The 18,648-nt window shown below is 69.9% G+C and carries 13 protein-coding genes; 5 read left to right on the top strand and 8 right to left on the bottom strand.

All coding sequences use genetic code 11. The features are described from left to right. The first annotated feature begins 45 nt into the window (after positions 1-45). From ACIBW9_RS04565 to ACIBW9_RS04580, 4 genes are all read left to right on the top strand, one after another. The gene (locus ACIBW9_RS04565) at positions 46-1,446 is read left to right on the top strand and encodes a glycoside hydrolase family 30 beta sandwich domain-containing protein (RefSeq protein ID WP_398951122.1); all 1,401 of its coding nucleotides are present in this window, start codon (positions 46-48) and stop codon (positions 1,444-1,446) included. Positions 1,447-1,590: 144 nt separating this feature from the next. After that, positions 1,591-6,969 carry a pullulanase-type alpha-1,6-glucosidase gene (pulA, locus tag ACIBW9_RS04570; RefSeq protein ID WP_398951124.1) on the top strand — a complete coding sequence of 1,793 codons (5,379 nt, stop codon included), beginning with the start codon at positions 1,591-1,593 and terminating at the stop codon, positions 6,967-6,969. A 71-nt stretch (positions 6,970-7,040) separates the two neighbouring features. Beyond that, entirely contained in the window at positions 7,041-8,663 is a 1,623-nt protein-coding gene (locus tag ACIBW9_RS04575; RefSeq protein WP_398951126.1) for a SpoIIE family protein phosphatase, read from the top strand. A 38-nt stretch (positions 8,664-8,701) separates the two neighbouring features. Continuing rightward, the gene (locus ACIBW9_RS04580; protein WP_398951127.1) at positions 8,702-9,061 is read left to right on the top strand and encodes a 5-carboxymethyl-2-hydroxymuconate Delta-isomerase; all 360 of its coding nucleotides are present in this window, start codon (positions 8,702-8,704) and stop codon (positions 9,059-9,061) included. A 5-nt stretch (positions 9,062-9,066) separates the two neighbouring features. On the opposite strand, the gene ACIBW9_RS04585 is transcribed toward ACIBW9_RS04580, so the two are convergent. The 5 genes from ACIBW9_RS04585 to ACIBW9_RS04605 form a co-directional block, all read right to left on the bottom strand. After that, positions 9,067-9,756, bottom strand: a complete 690-nt coding sequence (locus ACIBW9_RS04585; protein WP_398951129.1) for a TetR/AcrR family transcriptional regulator — start codon at positions 9,754-9,756, stop codon at positions 9,067-9,069. A 56-nt stretch (positions 9,757-9,812) separates the two neighbouring features. Then, positions 9,813-10,853, bottom strand: coding sequence for a PDR/VanB family oxidoreductase (locus ACIBW9_RS04590; RefSeq protein ID WP_398951130.1), 1,041 nt, complete (start codon positions 10,851-10,853; stop codon positions 9,813-9,815). Beyond that, entirely contained in the window at positions 10,853-11,746 is an 894-nt protein-coding gene (locus ACIBW9_RS04595) for a metal-dependent hydrolase (protein ID WP_398951131.1), read from the bottom strand. Before ACIBW9_RS04595 ends, ACIBW9_RS04590 begins: the two co-directional genes overlap by 1 nt. Positions 11,747-11,834: 88 nt before the next feature. After that, a complete protein-coding gene (locus tag ACIBW9_RS04600; protein ID WP_398951133.1) occupies positions 11,835-13,754 on the bottom strand; it encodes a hypothetical protein in 1,920 nt (639 codons plus the stop codon). A 49-nt stretch (positions 13,755-13,803) separates the two neighbouring features. Beyond that, positions 13,804-14,331 (bottom strand): tetratricopeptide repeat protein, encoded by a 528-nt coding sequence (locus tag ACIBW9_RS04605; protein WP_398951135.1) that lies wholly within the window; start codon positions 14,329-14,331, stop codon positions 13,804-13,806. Positions 14,332-14,436: 105 nt separating this feature from the next. Between ACIBW9_RS04605 and ACIBW9_RS04610 the strand changes: the two genes are divergently transcribed. Continuing rightward, complete coding sequence (locus tag ACIBW9_RS04610; RefSeq protein WP_398951137.1) at positions 14,437-14,853, top strand: hypothetical protein; 417 nt, start codon at positions 14,437-14,439, stop codon at positions 14,851-14,853. Positions 14,854-14,918: 65 nt separating this feature from the next. Here the strand turns inward: ACIBW9_RS04610 and ACIBW9_RS04615 are convergent, their stop codons facing one another. The 3 genes from ACIBW9_RS04615 to ACIBW9_RS04625 form a co-directional block, all read right to left on the bottom strand. Continuing rightward, positions 14,919-16,475, bottom strand: a complete 1,557-nt coding sequence (locus ACIBW9_RS04615) for a DUF1996 domain-containing protein (RefSeq protein WP_398951139.1) — start codon at positions 16,473-16,475, stop codon at positions 14,919-14,921. Positions 16,476-16,664: 189 nt separating this feature from the next. Further along, positions 16,665-17,318: a LuxR C-terminal-related transcriptional regulator gene (locus tag ACIBW9_RS04620; RefSeq protein ID WP_398951141.1), complete on the bottom strand. Its 654-nt coding sequence runs from the start codon at positions 17,316-17,318 to the stop codon at positions 16,665-16,667. Then, entirely contained in the window at positions 17,303-18,568 is a 1,266-nt protein-coding gene (locus tag ACIBW9_RS04625) for a sensor histidine kinase (protein ID WP_398951143.1), read from the bottom strand. The genes ACIBW9_RS04620 and ACIBW9_RS04625 overlap by 16 nt, the downstream gene beginning before the upstream one ends. Positions 18,569-18,648 lie beyond the last annotated feature (80 nt).

The following is an 18,648-nucleotide window of genomic DNA, read 5'->3' on the forward strand; positions in this document are numbered from 1 at the left end:
GTCTTTGGGAGCGCTCCCAGGTGGCGTTCCCGTGAAGGGAGCATCATGCAGTGCAGGCTCAGAACGTGGGCGTTGACGTCCTTGGCGGCTCTGCTGACGGCCGCCGCCACCACCGCGGCCGCCCTGCCGCAGCCGGCGGCCGCCACCACGGCGACCATCGACGGCTCCACCACGTACCAGCCCATCGACGGCTTCGGCTTCTCCGAGCACTTCGGACGGGCCGCCATCATGAACGGCTCGCAGGGCTTATCCGCCCAGCACCAGAAGGAGATCCTCGACCTGCTGCTCGACCGCAGCACCGGCGCGGGGCTCAGCATCCTGCGCCTGGGCATCGACTCCGGCATCCAGCCCACCGATCCGGGCGGCCCGAACGCGACCCCCAAGTACACCTGGGACGGCATCGACAAGGGCCAGGTCTGGCTGGCCAAACAGGCCAAGGCCTACGGCGTGAACCGCTTCTACGCCGACGCCTGGACCGCCCCCGGCTATATGAAGACCAACGGGACGGACGCCGACGGCGGCACCCTGTGCGGCCTCTCCGGTGCCACCTGCGCGAGCGGCGACTGGAAGAAGGCGTACGCGAACTTCCTGGTCCAGTACGCCAGGTTCTACCGCCAGGAGGGCATCCGCATCACCGACCTCGGGTTCACCAACGAGCCCGACTGGACGGCGACGTACGACTCCATGCGTCTGACGCCCGCCCAGGCCGTCGAGTTCATCAGGACCTTCGGGCCGATCGCGCGCGCCGCCGGGTACAAGGTCGCCTGCTGCGACTCCTTCGGCTGGGACGAGGAGAAGGCCTACAGCAGTGCGATCGAGGCGGATCCGACGGCACGCGGTTACGTCACCACCCACACCGGCCACACCTACGCCAGCAAGGTCGACGGTCCGCTGCCCACGCACAAGCGCACCTGGATGTCGGAGTGGTCCCCCGACGGCACCACCTGGAACGAGAACTGGGACGACGGCAGCGGCTACGACGGCTTCACCGTCGCCTCCGCCGTCCACGACGCCCTCACCAAGGGCAACACCAGCGGCTACGTGTACTGGTACGGCGCCTCGCTGGGCGCCACCCGAGGCCTGATCCAGATGGACGGCGACAACTACCACGTCTCCAAGCGCCTGTGGGCGCTGGCCAACTACAGCCGCTTCATCCGCCCGGGAGCCACCCGCATCGGCGCCACCACCTCCGACACCGACCTCAAGCTGTCGGCATTCCGCAACACCGACGGGACCGTGACCGTCGTAGCGCTGAACACCTCCACCAGCGCCACTCCGGTGACCGTCAATCTGAAGAACACGGGGATCGCGAAAGGGACCGCGACCCCCTACCTGACCGACGCCACACACAGCACGGCACAACAGCAGACCGTGGCGGTCGGCAAGAGTTCACTGACCACCACGGTGCCGGCCCGGGCGCTGGTCACCTACACCCTCAGGCGATAGGGCCCGCTCACTTCCAGGTGTCACTCAGGTTGCTCGTGAAATTCCTTGCTGTGACTTTCAAGCCTATTGCTGTAAACCTTGCGTCAGCGATACGGTCGCGCGGGGTCGGACCCAACAGAGCCGTCATCGCAAGGAGTTTCGCCTGTGATACCGAGAGCGAGACGGGTTGCGGCCGTCACCGTCGTGGCCGTTGCCGCCGCCCTGATCCAGCCATTGGCCGCGCAGGCGGCCCCCCCACCCCCGCCGCCCTCCGACGCGAAGCTCGCCGCCGCGCCCGCCCGGCACGACGACACCCGTGAGCAGTTCTACTTCGTCATGCCGGACCGTTTCGCCAACGGAGACACCAGCAATGACAGGGGCGGGCTGACCGGTTCGCGTCTCAGCACCGGCTACGACCCCACCGACAAGGGCTTCTACCAGGGCGGCGACCTCAAGGGCCTGACCAGGAAGCTCGACTACATCAAGGGCCTCGGGACCACCGCCATCTGGATGGCCCCGATCTTCAAGAACCGTCCCGTGCAGGGGACGGGCAGCAACGCCTCGGCCGGCTACCACGGCTACTGGATCACCGACTTCACGCAGGTCGACCCGCACTTCGGGACCAACAAGGACCTGGAAACCCTCATCGCCAAGGCGCACGCCAAGGGCATGAAGGTCTTCTTCGACGTCATCACCAACCACACCGCGGACGTCGTCGACTACAAGGAGAAGTCCTACGACTACCTCTCCAAGGGCGCCTTCCCGTACCTGACCAAGGACGGCCGCCCCTTCGACGACGCCGACTACGCGGACGGCAGCAAGAAGTTCCCCGCCGTCGACGCAGGCTCCTTCCCGCGCACGCCCACCGTCGCCGCCGCGGACAAGAACGCCAAGGTCCCGGCCTGGCTCAACGACCCGACCATGTACCACAACCGCGGTGACTCCACCTTCGCGGGTGAGAGCGCCACGTACGGGGATTTCGGAGGCCTCGACGACCTGTGGACCGAGCGTCCCGAGGTCGTACACGGCATGGAGAAGATCTACGAGCGCTGGGTGCGCGACTTCGACATCGACGGCTTCCGGATCGACACGGTCAAGCACGTCGACATGGACTTCTGGACCCAGTGGGCGACCGCCCTCGACGCCTACGCGGCCAGGCAGGGGCGCAAGAACTTCTTCATGTTCGGCGAGGTCTACTCCGCCGACACCTCGATCACCTCGCCCTACGTCACCCAGGGCCGTCTCGACGCCACCCTCGACTTCCCCTTCCAGGACGCGGCCCGCAGCTACGCCTCCCAGGGCGGCAGCGCACAGAAGCTCGCCTCGCTCTTCGGCGACGACTACAAGTACACGACCGACAAGGCCAACGCGTACGAGCAGGTCACCTTCCTCGGCAACCACGACATGGGCCGCATCGGGTACTTCCTGAAGCAGGACAACCCCAAGGCCACCGATGCGGAGATCCTCAAGAAGGACGAGCTCGCCAACGAGGTGATGTTCCTCAGCCGCGGCAACCCGGTCGTCTACTACGGCGACGAGCAGGGCTTCACCGGCTCCGGCGGCGACAAGGACGCCCGCCAGACGATGTTCGCCTCGAAGGTCGCCGACTACCTCGACGACGACGAGATCGGCACCGACCGCACCCACGCGAGCGACTCGTACGACACGAGCGCGCCGCTCTACCGGCAGATCGCCGCGCTGAGCAAGCTGCGCAAGGACAACCCGGCCCTCGCGGACGGCGTCCAGACGCAGCGGTACGCTGCCGACGGCTCCGGTGTCTACGCGTTCTCCCGTACCGACGCCAGGACCGGCCGGGAGTACGTCGTCGCCCTCAACAACGCCGGCGAGGCCAGGACGGCCACCTTCGCGACCGGCTCGGCAGGCATGAAGTTCCGTGGGATCTACGGGACTTCGGACGAGGTCACCTCCGACGCCGACAAGAAGATCACGGTCACCGTCCCGGCCGGTTCGGCGATCGTCCTCAAGGCGGCGGGCAGGCTCGCCGAGCCGACCACCGCACCGACCCTCACCCTCAAGGCCCCCGACGCCGGCGCCACCGGCACCGTGGAACTCTCCGCGGACGTCGCCGGCGGTCAGCTCAACCGTGTCGTCTTCGCCGCCCAGGTGGGCGCCGGCAGGTGGCAGGTCCTGGGCTCCGCCGACCACGCCCCCTACAAGGTCACGCAGACCATCGGCAAGGGCGTCCCGGCCGGAACGGCCCTGCGCTACAAGGCGGTTGTCGTCGACACCGCCGGGCACACGGCGAGCGCCACCGCCGCCTCCACCACCGGCACCCCGCCCGCCGCGGAGACCCCCACCGCCTCCTCCCGCGACTACGCGATCGTCCACTACAAGCGCACCGACGGCGACTACGACAAGTGGGGTCTGTACGCCTGGGGCGATCTCGCCGACGGCGAGTCGACCACCTGGCCGGCCGGGCACCCCTTCGTCGGCCGTGACGCGTACGGCGCCTTCGCCTACGTCAAGCTGAAGCCGGGCGCCTCCAGCGTCGGGTTCCTGGTCGTCGACAAGGACGGCAACAAGGACGTCTCCACCGACCGCACCATCGACGTCACCAAGAACGGCGAGGTCTGGATCGAACAGGGCAAGGAGGCCGTACAGACGACCCGCCCCGACTACCCGGCACAGGACAGGACCAAGGCGGTCATCCACTACCACCGCGCCGACGGGAACTACGACGGCTGGGGACTGCACGTGTGGACCGGCGCCGCGAACCCCACGGACTGGTCGAGCCCGCTGAAGCCGGTGAAGACCGACGCCTATGGTGCGGTCTTCGAGGTGCCGCTCAGCGACGGTGCCTCCAGCCTCAGTTACATCATCCACAAGGGCGACGAGAAGGACCTCCCGGCCGACCAGTCGCTCGATCTCAAGTCCAACGGCTACGAGGTGTGGCTGTTGAACGGCCAGGAGAAGTACCTGCTGCCCCAGCCCGCGGGTTCCGCCGCCGCGCTCGACCTGAGCACCTCCAAGGCGGTCTGGATCGACCGGAACACGGTCGCCTGGAACGGCTCCGACGCCGCCGTCTCCACCCAGCTGCTCTACTCCCACGACGGCTCGATCGCCGTGAAGAACGGCGCGCTGACCAGCGACGACGAGCGCTGGCTGCGCCTTGCGAAGACCACCCTCACCGATGCCCAGAAGGCCAGGTTCCCCTATCTGAAGGACTACACGGCCTGGTCCGTCGACCCGCGCGACCGCGACCGGGTCCGCGAGGCCCTCGACGGCCAGATCGTCGCGTCCCAGCGGGCCGCCAACGGCGCCGTGCTCGCGGCGACCGGCGTCCAGATCGCCGGGGTGCTCGACGACGTGTACGCGAGCGCGACCAAGGCCGAGCTGGGGCCGACGTTCCACAAGGGCCGTCCCACGCTCGCCGTGTGGGCACCGACCGCGCAGAGCGTGGCACTGGAGCTCGACGGCTCGCTCAAGAAGATGAAACGCGAGGACTCCACCGGTGTCTGGTCCGTCACCGGCCCGGCGTCCTGGAAGGACAAGCCCTACCGGTACGTCGTGAAGGTGTGGGCGCCCAGCGTCCGCAAGGTCGTCACCAACAAGGTCACCGACCCGTACTCGGTCGCCCTCACCGCCAACTCCGGGCGCAGCCTGGTCGTCGACCTGGACGACAGGTCCCTCGCCCCGAGCGGCTGGTCGAAGCTGGCCAAGCCCAAGGCCGTACCGCTGAAGGACGCCCAGATCCAGGAGCTGCACATCCGGGACTTCTCCGTCGCGGACAGGACCGTACCGGCGAAGGACCGGGGCAGCTACCTCGCCTTCACCGACCGGAACAGTGACGGATCCAAGCACCTGCGCGAGCTGGCGAAGTCGGGCACGTCGTACGTCCATCTGCTGCCCGCCTTCGACTTCGCGACCGTCCCCGAGAAGAAGGCGGACCAGGCGACGACGGACTGCGACCTCGCCTCCTACGCCGCCGACTCCGACAAGCAGCAGGCGTGCGTCGCCAAGACCGCCGCGAAGGACGCCTACAACTGGGGGTACGACCCGTTCCACTACACGGTCCCCGAGGGCTCGTACGCGACCGACCCGGACGGGACCGGCCGTACCGTCGAGTTCCGCAAGATGGTGAAGGGGCTCAACCAGGACGGTCTGCGGGTCGTCATGGACGTCGTCTACAACCACACGGCGGCCGCCGGTCAGGCCGACACCAGCGTCCTCGACAAGGTGGTGCCCGGCTACTACCAGCGCCTCCTCGCGGACGGCTCGGTCGCCAACAGCACCTGCTGTGCGAACACGGCCACCGAGAACTCCATGATGGGCAAGCTGGTCGTCGACTCGGTCGTCACCTGGGCCAAGGAGTACAAGGTCGACGGCTTCCGCTTCGACCTCATGGGACACCAGCCGAAGGCCAACATCCTCGCCGTGCGCAAGGCGCTCGACGCGCTGACCCTCGCGAAGGACGGCGTCGACGGCAAGAAGATCATCATGTACGGCGAGGGCTGGAACTTCGGCGAGGTCGCCGACGACGCCCGCTTCGTGCAGGCCACGCAGAAGAACATGGCGGGGACGGGCATCGCCACCTTCTCCGACCGCGCCCGTGACGCCGTGCGCGGCGGCAGCCCCTTCGACTCCGACCCCGGGATCCAGGGCTTCGCCTCCGGCCTGTACACCGACCCCAACTCGTCCACCGCGAACGGCACTTCGGCCGAGCAGAAGGCCCGGCTGCTGCACTACCAGGACCTGATCAAGGTCGGTCTGTCCGGAAACCTCGCCAAGTACCGCTTCACCGACACCGACGGCAAGGAGGTCACCGGCGCCGAGGTCGACTACAACGGCCAGCCGGCCGGTTACGCGGACGCGCCCGGAGACGCCGTCGCCTACGCCGACGCGCACGACAACGAGTCCCTCTTCGACGCCCTCACCTACAAGCTGCCCGCCTCGACGAGCGCGGCCGACCGGGCCAGGATGCAGGTCCTCGCGATGGCGACGGCGACCCTGTCGCAGGGCCCGTCCCTCTCGCAGGCGGGCTCCGACCTGCTGCGTTCCAAGTCCCTGGACCGCAACTCGTTCGACAGCGGCGACTGGTTCAACGCCATCCACTGGAACTGCGCGGACGGCAACGGCTTCGGGCGGGGGCTGCCGATGGCGGCCGACAACCAGTCCACGTGGCCGTACGCGAAGCCGCTGCTGGGCTCGGTGCGCGTCGGCTGCCCGCAGATCGAGGGCGCCTCGGCCGCCTACCAGGACCTCTTGAAGATCCGTTCGACGGATGGCGTCTTCTCGCTCGACACCGCCGCGCAGGTGCAGTCGAGGCTGTCCTTCCCGCTGTCAGGGAAGGACGAGACGCCCGGAGTGATCACCATGAAGCTGGGTGACCTGGTCGTCGTCTTCAACGCGACGCCGAGCAGGCAGGAGCAGCGCGTCGACTCCCTGGCCGGTACCGGTTACCGGCTGCACCCGGTGCAGGCGGCGGGCGCCGACCCTATCGTCAAGACCTCTTCCTATGAGCGGGAATCGGGCACGTTCGCCGTTCCGGGGCGCAGTGTCGCAATATTCTCCCGGATCTCCTGAAAGGGGCATTACTTTGGTGGGGGCAGGCCGAATCCCGGTCTGCCCCACCGGCGTTGCCCCAGGGCTGGAAGATGGACCTCAACGGCAAGCTCACAGACACGACCGTGCTGGTCGTGGACGACGTCGCGGCCAACCGGTACGCGATGGGGACGGTGCTGCGCCGGGCCGGACACCAGGTCGTACCGGTCGCCACCGGTCAGCAGGCGCTCGTCGAACTCGATGTACGGCTGCGCAAGGGCGCCCTGCCCGACGTGGCCCTCGTCGACATCGACCTGCCGGACATGAGCGGCTTCGATCTGTGCCGGCGGCTCAAGGAGCGGCCGCACATGGCGGGCCTGCCCGTCGTGCACTTCTCGGCCGCCGCCGCGGCCCCGGGCAACCGCTGCCAGGGGCTGGACGCGGGCGCCGAGATCTATCTGACGGTGCCCGCCGAGCCCGAGGAGATCGAGGCGGTCGTCCGCTCCGCGGTGCGCACCGCCCGGCTGCGCGCCGACGACCAGGCGCTGGTACGGCGGCTGACTCTGCTGTCCCAGGCGATCGTCACCATCCAGTCGGCGCGCTCCCTGCAGGAGCTCGCCGACGCCGCCGCCGACGGCACCGCGCGGCTCGTCGGCGGCCCCGCCGCCGTCTTCGTCCTCGGTCCGGACGACGAGCTGTACAGCGGCCTCTCCCGGGACCGCACCTCCCTCGCCCTGCCGGACGCCGGCGCCCACCGCACCGTCGCCGGTCTGCTGCGGCGGCTGACCCGCGGACAGGCCGGGGTGCAGATCACCACCGTGCCCGCGCCGCTGTGGCCCGCCGGGTTCTTCCGGCCCGGCATGCAGCACGACGCCCGGCTGGCACTGGTCCTCACCCAGGACGGCCAGGCCCCCGTGTGCCTGGCCACGCCCACCCGCGGGGTGCGCCGGGTGAACCCCGAGGAGGAGGCCCTGGTGGCCCAGCTGGCGCAGGCCGCCGCGCTCGCCGCCGAGCCGCTGCTCATGTACCAGGTCGAGCGGCATGTCGCCCTCACCCTCCAGCACAGCTTCCTGCCCCAGCCGCACCGGCTGCCCGAACTGCCCGGCATCGACGTCGAGGTCCGCTACGTACCCGCGTCCCGGGAGACCGAGATCGGCGGTGACTTCTACGCGGCCCTGCGTACCGACGAGGGCGTGCTCACCGCGGTCGGTGATGTCGTCGGACACTCGCTGGAGGCGGCCACCGTCATGGTCGAGATCCGGCATGCGCTGCGCGCCTACTGCGTCGAGGAGAGCGACCCGGCCCTGCTCGCCGAGCGGCTCGACCGGATGCTGCAGCACTACCACCCGGAGGTCACCGCCACCGTCTGCCTGGCGCTGATCGATCCTGGGACCGGCCGCACCCGGATCGCCAACGCGGGCCACATCCCGCCGCTGATCCTGAGCACCACCGGGGACGCCGAGTACGCCAAGGCCGACGGCCCGCTGCTCGGCCTGGGGCTGCCGCACCCGCCGCCCACCGAGCTGTTCCTGGAGCCCGGCGACCGGCTCCTGATGGTCACCGACGGCCTGATCGAGACCCGGGGCACGGACCTGAGCCTCTCGATGGAGCAGCTCCGCTCGGCGGCCGTCGGCGCCCTGCCCGGCCTGCACGCCCTGTGCGACACGCTCCTGGCCTGCTTCGGGCACGACCGCGAGGACGACATCGCGATGCTCGCGCTCCAGCTGAGGAATTAGGCTGCCCCTGTCGTCGCCGCTCTGGAACAGGAGTGCCCATGCCGCAGATCACCGTCGACCACTCGAAGTCGATCGACTTCGACCGGGAGGGCTTCGCCCACGACCTGCACACCGCGCTCGTCGAGATCGCGGCCGCCAAGCCGGAGGCCTGCAAGACGCAGTTCCGCGCGTCCGAGGTCACCGCGTTCGGCTACGAGGACCCCGCGGACGACGGGCACGCCGTGGTGCACGTCATGATCGGACTGCTCGCGGGCCGCACCGAGGAGACGAAGGCGAAGCTCACCGAGACCGTCCTCGAGCTGCTGAAGAAGCATGTGGCGGACGACGGCCAGCCGGTCCTGCACGCCTCCGCCGAGGTCCGGGACCTCGACCCGTCGTACCGGAAGTTCGAGCGTTAGAGGTCCTACGACGCCAGTGAGAGCAACCGGGCGACCAGCTCCGCGAACGGGCCGTCCGGCGGCTCGTCCTTGACCATGCGGCGCAGTAGCGCGCCCATCTCCTCGTCGTAGGCCGCGCTCACCGCTGCCAGTGCCGCGAAGTCGTGGACCAGTTGGGCTTCCAGTTCGGCTCGTGGGATGCGACGGCCGTCCAGCCAGATCAGGGCCGTCGACTCGGCCAGGGAGATCCAGGAGCGTACGACCAGTTCCAGACGGGCGGGCGGGTCCCGGACGTCCAGGTGCGAGAGGATCTGTTCGTAGGCGGCCTGGCGCACCGAGTCGATGAGGGCGTTCGTCGCTGAAGAGCCCACCGCCGGGCCGCCGCGCATCAGTGCCGAGAAACCGGGGCCGTGGTCGTCCACGAAGTCGAAGAAGCGGCGCATCGCCCGCAGCAGCCGCGCGCCCAGCGGGCCCTCCTGCGGCTCCTTGAACCGGCCCGCCAGATCCTCGGCCGCACGCCTCAACGCGGCCTCGTACAGGCTGAGTTTGCCCGGGAAGTAGTGGTACACCAGCGGACGCGAGATGCCCGCGGCGGCGGCTATCTCGTCGATGGAGACGTCGTCGGGAGAGCGTTGGCTGAACAGTTCGAGGGCGACGCCGATCAACTGCTGCCGCCGCTCCTCGACTCCCATTCTGCGGCGTACCCCGGTAGTCATACGAACACCTTACCGATCGGATCCGGCCCGGAACGGTCTGGTCCGGCCATCGGTGTTCACATATCCAGCACCAGACGCTCACTTCGCGCCCGCGAAACGCAGATCAGCATCGAGTCCGCGCGCTCGGCGTCCGTCAGCAGTTCGTCCCGGTGCTCCACCTCGCCCTCCAGGACCCGCTGCTCGCAGGTTCCGCAGAAGCCCTGCTCACAGGAGTAGGCGGTGTTCGGCAGCTCGGCGCGTACGGCGGCGAGCACGGTCGAGTCGGCCGGCACGCTCAACGTCCGTCCGCTGCGCCGGAGTTCGACCTCGAAGGCGCCGTTGCCGTCGGCCGACGTACGGGGTGTGAACCGCTCCAGGCGGACGTGCGGGAACCGCTCCTCCACCGCGGCGATGAGTCCCTCCGGGCCGCAGCAGTACACAGCGGTGTCCTCGGCCGTACCCGCCAACAGGCCGTCCAGATCGGGCAGTCCGTCCTCGTCCTCGGCGGCGACGGTCACCCGGTCACCGCCCAGCTCCCTGAGCTCCTCGAGGAACGGCATCGACGCCCGCGTCCGCCCGCCGTACACCAGTCGCCACTGCGCGTCCTGTCCGAGCGCCCGCAGCATCGGCAGCACGGGAGTGATCCCGATGCCGCCGACGACGAAGAGGTACGACGGGGCCTGGACGAGAGGGAAGCGGTTCCGCGGCCCGCGCACCTCCAGTTCCATCCCCTCCGTGACCTGCTCGTGCACCTCACGCGAGCCGCCCCGCCCGTCCTCGATGAGCCGGGTGGCGACGGTGTACGAGGAGGTGTCCTCCGGATCGCCGCACAGCGAGTACTGCCGCACAAGCCCCGACGGCAGCACGAGGTCGAGATGAGCGCCGGGCTCCCAGCGCGGCAAGTCCCTTCCCTCCAGGCGCAGTTGTACGACGTCGTCGGCGACCGTCTCGCGCGAGGCGACCAGCAGCCTCAGCGCCCGCGACCGCGGCCGCCCGGACGTCGGGTTCTCCAGGGCGGGCATCGGCCACAGCGGCGAGGCCTGGATGCGGTGCCGCATCGCCCGCCTGACCAGCAGCGCGGCCCCCGCGGCGACCACGACCGTGCGCAGCTTCGGCATCACAGGGTTCCCTTCTCCGCCGCGAGGGCCGCGACCGCCGCGGGGGAGGAGGCGAGATAGGCGACGGCCTGCTCGGTGGAGCCCTCCTGGGAGGGGTGGTAGCCGCGGCTGAGATACCGCGGGATGGACCTGACCATCTCGCCGGTCGCGGGCAGGGTGCCCCGCCTGCCGCGCACATAGAACTCCTTGAAGCTCGCGCGGCCGTCGATCAGCGTCGGATCGTTCTCCATGAAGAAGCGCGCCCCGCGCTGCCACAGGAACACGAGCGCCGCGAAGGCGGTGGCCCAGGTGCGCACCCGCCGCCGGTAGCCGCCGTCGACGTGCTGGAACAGGTCGAAGGCGACGGACCGGTGCTCGACCTCCTCCGCGCCGTGCCAGCGCAGCAGATCCAGCATGGTCGGGTCGGCACCGCACCGGTCCAACTCCTCGGCGTTGAGGACCCAGTTGCCGAGGAACGCGGTGTAGTGCTCGATCGCCGCGATGATCGCGACCCGCTCCATCAGCCACCACGTGCGCGCCCGGCCCGGCGGCAGCGTCCGGTCGCCGAGCAGTTTCTCGAAGAACCAGTCGACCTGCGCGGTGTACGGCGTCGGATCGAGCCCCAGCTCCTTGAGATGCGGCAGGACCTCGTCGTGGGCCTGCGAGTGCATCGCCTCCTGCCCGATGAACCCGATGACGTCCTCACGCAGCCGCTCGTCCCGGATGTAGGGCAGCACCTGCTTGTAGACGTGCACGAACCACCGCTCACCGGCGGGCAGCAGCAGATGCAGCACATTGATGGTGTGCGTGGTGAAGGGATCCCCAGGCACCCAGTGCAGCGGGGTCTCCTCCCACGAGAAGGACACCTTCCGCGCCTTGAGGGCGACCTGCTCCGAGGCCTGCTTGTTGGACATGGCGTCAATGTACTGACGGGTAAGGTCGAAAGGAACCCTTCGGTGAGCACTTGTTGACATCAATGTCAGCAAGGGTGTGGAGAGACCGCTAGTGCAGTCCGCTGATCTGCCGGCCGTCCTCCAGAGTCCCTGCCAGCTCCGCCCGCGCCCCCTCCTTGGCCCGTACGGCCAGCAGAGCGCCCGGGGACGAGGCGCTGACCCCTCCCGTCGTACGGATCGAGGACGTTCCCGGGCTGCCGGCCGCGAGGAGGTACCAGTTCTTCGCCTCCGACTTCCACAGCACCCCGGCGAGCACATGCGGGTCCTTCGCCCCGCACGCCGGTACGTTCTCCGCCTTCGCGGCGACCGCCCCGTACGCCCCGCCCGGCGTGTGGAACTGCGCCAGCACGCGCGACCCGCCGCCCCGCCAGGTGTCGGCCCGGGTGCACACCCAGTCCGCCGCACCGCTCGCGTCGGGCAGCGGCTGCCGGCCGTACGCCCAGGCGTTGACCGTGCGCACGCCCGCCGAGCGCATCGAGGCCAGCGAGCAGGCGTACGGCGCCCAGGTGTGCAGAGCCGCGGCGCCGGTGACCTCGTGGGTGGCGCCGGGCCGGCCGGCGGTGAGGTGGGCCGGGACGAGCTCGCCGAGGTCGGTGCTGAGGCGGGTGCCGGTGGCGTCGGTGAGCTGGAGCACCTTCCACGACGTGCAGTCACCGCTCTCGGCGGCGGGGCCGGCCAGCGGCGCCGTGACGCCGCCGGTCAGGGCGAGAGGTGTCGTGCCGCTGCCCGGTTTGAGCAGGTCCCGCTCGGCGGCCTGCTTCACCCAAGGGGCCGTCAGATAGCGGACATTGCCGTCCGCCCGGTCCAGGACCAGGGCGTTCGCCTCGGAGCGGTCGGCGCCGTCGACCCGTGCGAAGTCCAGGGCGGCGCCCTTCGTGCCGCTCTTCGGCTCGGCGTACCGGGCGATGCGCAGACCGTCGTAGAGCATCACCACCCGGGCGCTGTCGACGGTCCCGGCGTACAGCAGCTGGGGCGGGCCGGACGGGCCGCCGGCGGGGGTGCCGGGGGTCGCGGAGACCTGGACGCTCTCGCCGGGGCGGGCCCAGACGGCCAGGGCGCGGCGCAGCAGGGCCTTGTCGCCGGTGAGGTCGCCCCGGGCCGGCCAGACGGAGAAGTCGGTGCGCGCGGAGGTCGTCCAGGCGGTGGGGGCGACCCGCAGCAGCTTGGCGGGGTCCAGGGCGGCCTCGGCCGCCGGGTTCCGCGCGTACACGGGGGCGGCGGCGCCGTCGGGGGCCCAGCCGTCCCCGGGCAGACCGAACAGCACCCCGCACACGGCGACGGCCGCCGCGGCGGCCAGCGCGGCCCTGGTGTGCTGTCTGCGGCGCATCAGATCGGTGGGCCGGGCGTGTAGTGAGCAGGGGTCGAACTCGGGGGAGTCGAGCAGGGCGTACTGCTCCGGGACCTCGGAAGCCTCCCGCAGCGCGTCCTGCGGGTCCTCGCAGCCGGCCGCGGCCAGCACCTCGGCCGCGTCACCGTCGGGGAGTTCCTCCAGGCCGCGCAGGACGTAGGCGGCGCGGGCGGGTCCGGACAGGGCGGACAGCCGCTGGTCCAGGGCGAGTTCGTCGGCACCGCCGGAGCGCGGGAAGAGGCGCAGGCCCCACACCTGGGGGAGCAGCGGCGGCAGCTGGGAGCGCTTGGGAAGCGCCGTGCGCTTCAGCGGCAGGCCCGCCTCCAGTGCCGTACGCAGCACCTGGAGGCGGACGAAGGCGTACCCGGGGTCGCCGTTGCGTCCGGTCGAGCGGGCCGGGGCGGCGGGCGCCTGCGCCCGGCCGCGGGGCAGGGCGCGCTGGGTGAGGGCGTGTGCGGTCACCACGCGCCGGTTGCGGCCGAGGCTCGGCGGCAGCACCAGATAGGCGAGCCGGACCAGCCGCGGGTAGTGCTCGACGAGCGCGGCCTCGGCCCGCTCGACGTCGACGGCCAGGTCGGAAGGGGACGGTGCGGGGGGCGGGGCGACATCCTGTGACTGCACGTTCAGCAAAACGAGCGAATCGTGGGATAGTCACCGCCGCCCGGGTGACTCAGTCCTCGGGTTCGACGAGCGCCCGCGCGTAGTTCGCCATCGAGCGCTGGTAGCGGGGGAGATGCGGCGCCAGGGCGCCGAGCACCAGGGAGAGCCCTTCGCGGTCCCGGTCGAGACTGGAAAGGCACAGCGCCAGACACGCCCGTACCGCGTCGTCCAGCTCGTCGGAGGGTGCGTCCAGTTCCGGTGTCAGCAGCTTGACGCCCTCCTCCGGCTGCCCGGTGTTCCTGAGCGAACTGGACAACTGGATCTTGGCCCGGCGGCCCTTGTACTGGCTGATCTCGCCCAGCCCGCGCGCCAGCGCCTCCCGGTACAGCGGTACGGCCTTGTCCGAGTGCCCGGTGGAGTCCCAGGCGCAGGCCTGCTCGAAGAGACCGAGCGGGCTGCCGTCCGGCAGTTCGGCGGCGAGGGCGTCGATCACGGCCCTGAAGTCGGCGGCTTTCTCCTCCGGATAGTCGTCGAAAGTGGCCCAGGCGGCGGTCACGCGATCTTCCCAGTCTTGATTCACCGGAGAAGCTTCGCACACACGTGCACGGCGGACAGTCGTATTTTTGAGCGCACCGGCGTTCACAGCCGTATCGAAGGGGACGGGCCCTCAGGGCCTTTCTGGCAGAGCGACCCGGAGGAACAGATGAGGTTGACCCGACCGATGCTCGCCGTGGCCTCAGCCGCGGGCGTCCTGGCGCTGGCGGGCTGTGGAACCGCAAACAGCGACGCGGCCGCCAAGGTGCCGACCGCCGCCACCGGCTCCCTGGAGAGCCTGGCCGCCAAGGTGAAGTGCAAGCCGGACATGCAGATCGACTCCGACGAGGTCCGCCAGGCCATCTGCAAGACCTCCGACGGCAAGTACGTCTTCGCCACCTTCGCCACCGACCGCGGTCAGCGCGAGTGGATCAACGACGCGAAGGACTACGGCGGTTTCTACCTCGTCGGCCGCAAGTGGGTCGCCGTAGGCGAGGACAAGGTGGTCAAGGCGCTGCAGCACACGCTCGGCGGCGAAGAGGAGATCGGCACCGACCACAGCGCGCACGCCGGCCACCACGGCTGAGCTTCGCGCCACATACGAAAAGCGGGCGGTGGGAGATTCCCACCGCCCGCTTTCCTAGGGCCTCGTCACTGGCAACGCTGCCCGCTGTTGATGCAGTTGGCGATCTTGTTCGCCAGGTTGTTCTTGAAGACCGCGATGAAGTCGTCGTGGTCGGTGGCCGCCTTGTGCAGCTGCTCGGGGAAGCCGTCCACCGCGTAGGCGTTCTTCACCTGGCCGTTCTGCAGGACCGGCGGGTTGATCTTGTACACCAGACGCATCGTCAGCTGCGGGATCGCCTTGAAGCCGTTCTGGCAGTTGCCGTTGGCGTCGGCGAAGGCGACGTGCGTGCGGTGGTTGGCGCTGTCGATGTTCTTGCCGTCCCAGCAGGACTGGAAGGCGAAGGTGCGCACCACGTTGCTGCCCTGCGGGCAGATCGGGTACTGCGTCGTCAGCTGGACCTTGTTCTCGAAGCCGGTGCAGCTCCAGTGCGCGTTGGCGTTCGCCAGACCGTTGGTCGTGGTCTTGGCGTCACCGGTGATGATGCGCAGGAACTGGGGCATCGCCGTGACCTTGCTGGTCGGGCTGCCGACGTACTTGATCTGCGCCTGGACCGGCGTCAGGATCTTGCCGACGTTGCCCTCCTTGCCGCCGCCGTCCCTGTTCTGGTCGAAGTCCTGCGTGCCGTCCTGGATGCGGAGCACCGGCCAGTAGTAGGCCGACAGGTCGCCCTGGTTCTGGCAGCTGGTCTGGTCCGCGATCAGCGTGTTGTTGTTCGCGAACGCGTCGACCTTCTGGTTGCCGACGTAGTCGTGCAGGTGGTGCGCGCCGTTGGTCACACCGGGAGCCACGATCACGTTGTCCGTGTTGTGGTTCTTGTTGGCGTTCACACCGCACTTGGTGATGAACACGCCCTTCGAGGCGTTGCCGTTGGCCCGCGGCTTCGCGGGGACGTTCGGCTGGACCTTGGTGATGTCCACGAAGTCGGCCGCGACCGGGCCGTTGCCGGCCTGACCGCCGATGTTCTGACCGGCCCCGGCCTGCCCGTTGCCCTGCTGCTGGCCACCGTTCTGCTGCTGGCCGCCATTTTGCTGCTGGCCGCCGTTCTGCTGCTGCTGGCCGCCGTTCTGCTGCTGGCCGCCGTTCTGCTGACCACCGGCGGTGGTCTGGTTGGCGGTCTGCGTCGTACAGGCGGCGAGCGCGCTCAGCCCGGCCGCGTCGACCTGGCCGCCCACCCGCTGGATGTCGATGCGGATGCGGTCGAGCGTCGCGGCGCGCTTCTCCTTGAGCGGGCCGACGATCGCGTTCTGCACGAAGTTCGCGTCGCCCGCCTGCGCCTGCCGGGTGGAGGCGAGCCGGGCGTAGGCCTCGGTGATCTGCTTGTCGAGGTTCGCCAGCTCCGTGGCCACGCCCTGCTGGGCCCTGGCCGGGATGTTCGTCAGCTTCTGCTGGACGTCGGGGCAGGCGATCGTGGCGACCTGACCGGCGGCGGCCTTCGTCTGGTTCTGCCCGTAGTTGTTCGACTCGTGCGCCGAGGCGTAGAAGTTCGCCCAGATCAGCCCGCCCCCACCGAGCGCTAGGGCCGCCGATGCGGCTATGGCCTTGGTGGCCAGCGGCGTACGGCGTTTTCGTGTGTTGCGTCCCATGGAACTCCTCTGACTTCCTTGCGGGCTTGGCGGGGCATCGAGGCGCCCGACAGGAGTGAAGCGGCTCCCTCTGATACGCAGGTGGTCCCAGGGGTGTTCAGCGGCCTCACAAACAAATCAGAGGTTTACCGGGCCTTTGCGACCCAACCGCCGCCTGAGCAGCGGAAGTTACGGAAAATCAGCAACCGCTTACTGGTCCCGGTCCAGATAGGCGAGAACCGCCAGGACGCGACGGTTGTCGTCGTCCGAGACCTCCAGGTCCAGTTTGGTGAAGATGTTGGAGGTGTGCTTGGCAATGGCCCGTTCTGTCACCACCAGCTGCCCGGCGATCGCCGCGTTCGAGCGGCCCTGCGCCATCAGCTCCAGCACCTCACGCTCCCGCGGCGTCAACCGCCCGAGCGGCCGGTCGTCGGCGGCCCGCCGCGAGAGCAGCTGCTGGATCACCTGCGGGTCCATGGCCGTACCGCCTGCCGCGACCCGCCGTACGGCGTCCACGAACTGCTCCGCGTCGAACACCCGGTCCTTCAGCAGATACCCGACCCCGCCGCTGCCGTCGGCGAGCAGCTCGCGCGCGTACAGCTGCTCCACGTGCTGGGACAGCACCAGCACCGGAAGCCCGTGTCTGTCCCGGCGGGCCTGAAGTGCACACTGCAGCCCCTCGTCGGTGTGCGTGGGCGGCAGGCGTACGTCGACCACGGCGACGTCCGGCTCCAGCTCGGCCAGCGCCCGGGCGAGCTCGGGGCCGGACTCGACGGCCGCGGCGATCTCGAAGTCGTAGGCCTCCAGAAGCCGTACCAGACCGTCGCGCAGCAGGAAGAGGTCTTCGGCTAGGACAACGCGCAAGGGATCTCCATGGTGACCATGGTGGGACCGCCCGCGGGGGAGCTGACGGCCAGGACGCCGTCGAATGTACCGAGCCGCCGCTCGACCCCGGCCAGACCCGAACCGGCCCCGATCGCCGCGCCGCCCCTGCCGTTGTCGGTGACGCTGATGCGCAGCTTGTCCTCGCCGTGATGCAGGTCGATCCAGATGCGGTCGGCACCGGAGTGCTTGACCGCGTTGGTGAGCACCTCGCTGACCGCGAAGTACGCGGCCGACTCGACCGGCGCGTCCGCGCGGCCCGCCAGCTCGACGTTCACCTCGGTGGGCAGCGGCAGCCGCAGCGCCAACGCCCTTACGGCGTCGCCGAGTCCGCGTTCGGCCAGCACCGGCGGGTGGATACCGCGCACCAGATCGCGCAGCTCGGCGAGCGCCTCCACGGAGGACTGCCGGGTCTGTGCGAGGAGCTGTTTGGCCTTCGCCGGGTCCTTGTCGAGGAGCATCTCGATGGTGCCCAGGTCCATGCCCATGGCCACCAGCCGCGCCTGCGCCCCGTCGTGCAGATCCCGTTCGATACGGCGCAGTTCGGCGGCGGAGGTGTCGACCGCGTCCTTCCGGGTCTCAGTCAACACCTGGACCCGCTCGGCCAGTTCGGCCTGACTCGCGCCGAGCACGGACCGGGTGAGCCGGAAGTGGGCGGTCAGCAGGGAGGGGGCGTAGCGGTAGGCGAGGGGGAGGAGTACGAGGGCCAGGGCACCGGCGCCGAACGCGGAGGCCTGGTCGGTGACGTGCACGAAGCCGTACCAGTAGCCGCCGGCCTCCGACAGCGGCCGCCACAGCCCGGCGGCGACCGCGAGGCCCTCCAAGGGGTAGAAGACGAGCAGCGCGGGCAGCAGCGCGGTGACGAACCCCGCCGTCATGTCCACCTGCAGCCAGCGCACGTCCCGCCAGACCGCCGGGTCGCGCAGCATGGCGTATGTGCGCGCCCAGGGGTTGGCCCGCTCGGGGACCGGCCGGTACGCCGACGGTATCCGCACCTCGCACCACTGCGCCGCGAGCTCCCGCCGTTTGTCCGCGAGGGTCCGTACGGCGTTGAGGATCGGCGGGGTGGTGACGACACCGACGCCGATCGGTATGAGCGCGACGGAGACGAGCGTCAGGACGAACAACAGCACCGACAGGGGCAGCGCGGCCACGGCCAGTGCGAGTCCCCGTACGGCAGCCAGTAGTACCTCTCGGGCCCGCGCCCGGGCACGGTGCGTGTCGGTTTCCATGGCAGAAGTCTGGCCGAGCGGGGACGGGGGGTCACGGGGCCGGGCCCCCCGGGTGGGGGGTGGTGCCAGGTACACCCACG

Origin of the sequence: Streptomyces sp. NPDC049541 (assembly GCF_044465725.1) — a bacterium.
In the GTDB taxonomy this organism is placed as follows: Bacteria; Actinomycetota; Actinomycetes; order Streptomycetales; family Streptomycetaceae; genus Streptomyces.